Origin of the sequence: Streptomyces sp. NPDC127068 (genome assembly GCF_042724695.1) — a bacterium.
Classification (GTDB): domain Bacteria; phylum Actinomycetota; class Actinomycetes; order Streptomycetales; family Streptomycetaceae; genus Streptomyces.
The window spans coordinates 1,107-4,437 of sequence record NZ_JBHXEN010000082.1 but is presented as its reverse complement, the minus strand read 5'-3'; the positions used below and the strand labels follow the sequence as shown (position 1 = coordinate 4,437).

At 72.8% G+C, this 3,331-nt stretch carries 3 protein-coding genes; 2 read left to right on the top strand and 1 reads right to left on the bottom strand.

Features of this window, described 5'->3' with window-relative positions:
- Positions 1-39 precede the first annotated feature (39 nt).
- Positions 40-810, bottom strand: a complete 771-nt coding sequence (locus ACFWIA_RS33090) for a MerR family transcriptional regulator (protein WP_387010958.1) — start codon at positions 808-810, stop codon at positions 40-42.
- Between the two features lie 173 nt (positions 811-983).
- Here ACFWIA_RS33090 and ACFWIA_RS33085 point away from each other — a divergent pair, with 173 nt between their 5' ends.
- Together ACFWIA_RS33085 and ACFWIA_RS33080 are read left to right on the top strand one after the other, a co-directional pair.
- The gene (locus ACFWIA_RS33085) at positions 984-1,949 is read left to right on the top strand and encodes an aldo/keto reductase (protein ID WP_387010957.1); all 966 of its coding nucleotides are present in this window, start codon (positions 984-986) and stop codon (positions 1,947-1,949) included.
- Positions 1,950-2,286: 337 nt separating this feature from the next.
- Positions 2,287-3,129 (top strand): nitroreductase/quinone reductase family protein, encoded by an 843-nt coding sequence (locus ACFWIA_RS33080; protein ID WP_387010956.1) that lies wholly within the window; start codon positions 2,287-2,289, stop codon positions 3,127-3,129.
- The last annotated feature ends 202 nt before the right edge of the window (positions 3,130-3,331 follow it).

Below are 3,331 nucleotides of genomic sequence, written 5' to 3'. Positions count from 1 at the left end.
GGTCGGCGGACCCGTATCCCGGGGGGGCCCCCCACCCCGCTACGGTTCGGCCGGAATCCGGCCGGGCGCCGCGCGCCGATCGAGGTATCCGTGCAGCCCGCCCGCCCCCGCGAGCATCGCCCGGGAACGGCGGGTCAAGGACCGTTGGCGTTCGGCGACGGCGTCGTGCAGCGCCTGGCCGCCAGCCGTGCCGCGCAGCCCGTCGAGCACGGTCCGGATCCGGTCCAGGGAGTAGCGGCCCTGCCGCAACAGCGCGACCATCCGTGCGTCCCGCAGTTCGGCGGGGCCGTAACAGCGGTAGCCGGTGCCCGCCTCGCGCATCGGGGTGAGGAGGCCCGCCTCCTCCCACACCCGCAGGGCCGAGGTCCGCACCCCGAGCCGGGCCGCGACCTCACCGATCCTGAGCCCGCCCCGGGGGACCCCCGCGCCGTCGTCCGAGCGGCTCCCGGCCTCCCCCGCCACCGCGTGCAACGCCGCACCGACCTCCCGCAACGCGGCACGCTGCTCGTGCAGTTCCGCGTGGCCCGCGTCGAGCAGGGACAGGGCGAGCGGCACGTCGTCGGCGTGCACCGCCCGCATGATCCCACCGGCCCGCTCCACCCCGTACCCCCGGACCAGCGCCCGGTAGGTGAACAGGGCCTGTCGGTGACCCTCGTCGAAGCAGCGGTATCCGGACTCGGTGCGCGGCACGTGGGGCAGTACGCCGGCGCCCTCGTAGTTGCGGATCTGCTGGGTGGAGACCCCGGCGGCGCGCGCGAGGTCGACGGGGCGCAGTGCGCGCCGCTCCACCGCCCGGGGGTTCTTCGCCACACGGATCACCCTAGCCCGGGCCGGTGCGCACGGGCTCCGGCCGCGGCCCGCACCCCGGCCTTCCGCCAGTGTCGTGGCGCGGGTGGCCGGTCCGGCATGTCGGACCACCCGGGTCGCACCCGCTCTGGCAGCGTGGCCGTTCCGTGCCGTCCCCACCGTGAAAGGGCACACTCATGCGACACGTCTCCCTCGGCGGTCTCGACGTCCCCCGGCTCGGTCTCGGCTGCATGGGCATGTCGGCCTTCTACACCGGAGCGGGTACGGACGAGGCCGAAGCCGTGCGCACCCTGCACCGGGCCCTCGACCTGGGGGTGACGTTCCTGGACACGGCGGAGGTGTACGGGCCCTACACCAACGAGGAGTTGCTCGGCCGGGCGTTGGCCGGGCGGCGGGACGAGGTGGTGCTCGCCACCAAGTTCGGCATCCTCTCCCACGAGGGACGTCGGGGGCTGGACAGTTCGCCGGCCAACGTCCGGGCGGCCGTCGAGGGGTCCTTGCGACGGCTCGCCACGGACCGCATCGACCTGTACTACCAGCACCGGGTGGACCCCGACACGCCGATCGAAGAGACCGTGGGCACGCTCGCGGAACTGGTCGCCGAGGGGAAGGTCCGGTACATCGGGCTGTCCGAGGCGGGGCCCGGGACGATCCGCCGGGCGCACGCGGTGCACCCGGTCGCCGCGCTCCAGACCGAGTACTCGCTCTGGACCCGGGACCCCGAGGCCGAGCTGCTTCCGCTCACCCGGGAGCTGGGCATCGGGTTCGTCCCGTACTCGCCCCTGGGCCGTGGATTCCTCACGGGCGGCATCCGTAGTCGTGAGCAGCTGGACGACGGTGACTTCCGCAAGGACAACCCCCGGTTCAGCGAGGAGAACCTGCAACGCAACCTGCGGATCGCCGACGAGGTCGCAGCCGTCGCCCGGGACGTGGGGGCCACTCCCGCGCAGACCGCGCTCGCCTGGCTGTTGGCGCAGGGCGACACGATCGCGCCGATCCCCGGGACGAAGCGCGTGGCCCGCCTGGAGGAGAACGCGGGGGCCGACGCGGTGCGGCTCGGTCCGGAACAATTGTCCCGGCTCGGCGCGCTGTCCGCCCCCTCCGGTGACCGCTACACGGACATGTCCCCGCTCAATGGCTGACCACCGCCGCGCGATGGGTTCGGGTTTGCTCCTGCGGCCTTCGTCTGGTTAAGGTCCCGGACGTGACTGCCGGGTCGGCCTTGAGCCACGCACCAGTGAGGGTCCCGGCCCCGGAGTGATTCCGGGGCGGGCGAGGGCCCCGCCTTTCTGCTTCCTTCTCCCCGTACCGGGCTCCGCCCGGTGCTTGCGGTCCATCCGTTGACGCGATCGCCGTCGCCGACGGACGTACCGCTCCCGTACGCGACACCGCCGCACCCAGGCCGTGCGCGTGCCTCCCCCACCGCCCAGACGGCGCCATCAGCCGCGGCGGCCCTGAGAAGCAAGCAGAAAGCAGGACATGCCCCAGACGTTCAATGACCAGGTCATCGAGGAGTTCCGCGCCAACAACGGCCGGGTCGGCGGCCCTTTCGCCGGAGCCCGACTGATTCTCCTGACGACCACGGGCAGGCGCAGCGGTCGACCGCACACGACCCCCGTCGGCTACCTTCCGGACGGTGGGGAGCGCATCCTGGTGATCGCCTCGGCCGGAGGGGCGCACCGGCACCCCGCCTGGTACCACAACCTCCTGGCGGAGCCCGAGGTGCAGGTCGAGGACGGTGTCTTCGTCTTCCGGGCGCGGGCCCAGGAACTGACCGGCGCGGAGCGTGACGAGGCGTTCGCCCGGGCGGCCGAGGCGGACCCCGGCTGGGCCGAGTACCAGGCGAAGACGGACCGGGTGATCCCGGTCGTGGCGCTGGTGGAGGTGGCGGCAGGGCCGCCGGTGATCAACTCGCCGTCGTTCGCGGACGGCCTGAAGGTGGTGCACGACGGCTTCCGTCGGGAACTCGCCACCATCCGCGCGGAGATCGCCGCCGCGGGCCCCGAGTTGGGCACCCAGTTGCGGATGAACTGCCTCACCGTGTGCCAGGGGCTGAAGAACCACCACCAGGGCGAGGACCAGGGCCTGTTCCCGTACCTCAGCTCCCAGCACCCGGAGTTGAGCGCGGTCATGGACCGTCTGGAACGCGAGCACGAGTCGATAGCGGAGCTGGTCGAGGCGCTACGGAAGCTGGTGGCGGAGACGGACTCGGAACCGACCGCGTTGCTCGCCGAGTTCGACCGGCTCACCCATGAGTTGGAGAGGCACCTCACCTATGAGGAGGAACAGTTGATCCCGGTCCTCGCCGCGGCCGGCGGGTGACGCACGGCCCCGGGGCAGCCGTCGTGTAGGGCGCCCGAGGCGGGGACGGGCAGGTCCGGCAGGTTCACCGGAAAGTGACGTTGCCGGGCCTCTCGTCTGCGAGCGCCCGCGACCTTGGGTTACTCGGAACGGAGTGGTGGGGGCCCCACCCCCAGAGGGGACCCCACACCCACTGAGAGACCAGGCGGGGGGCGGTGAGAGC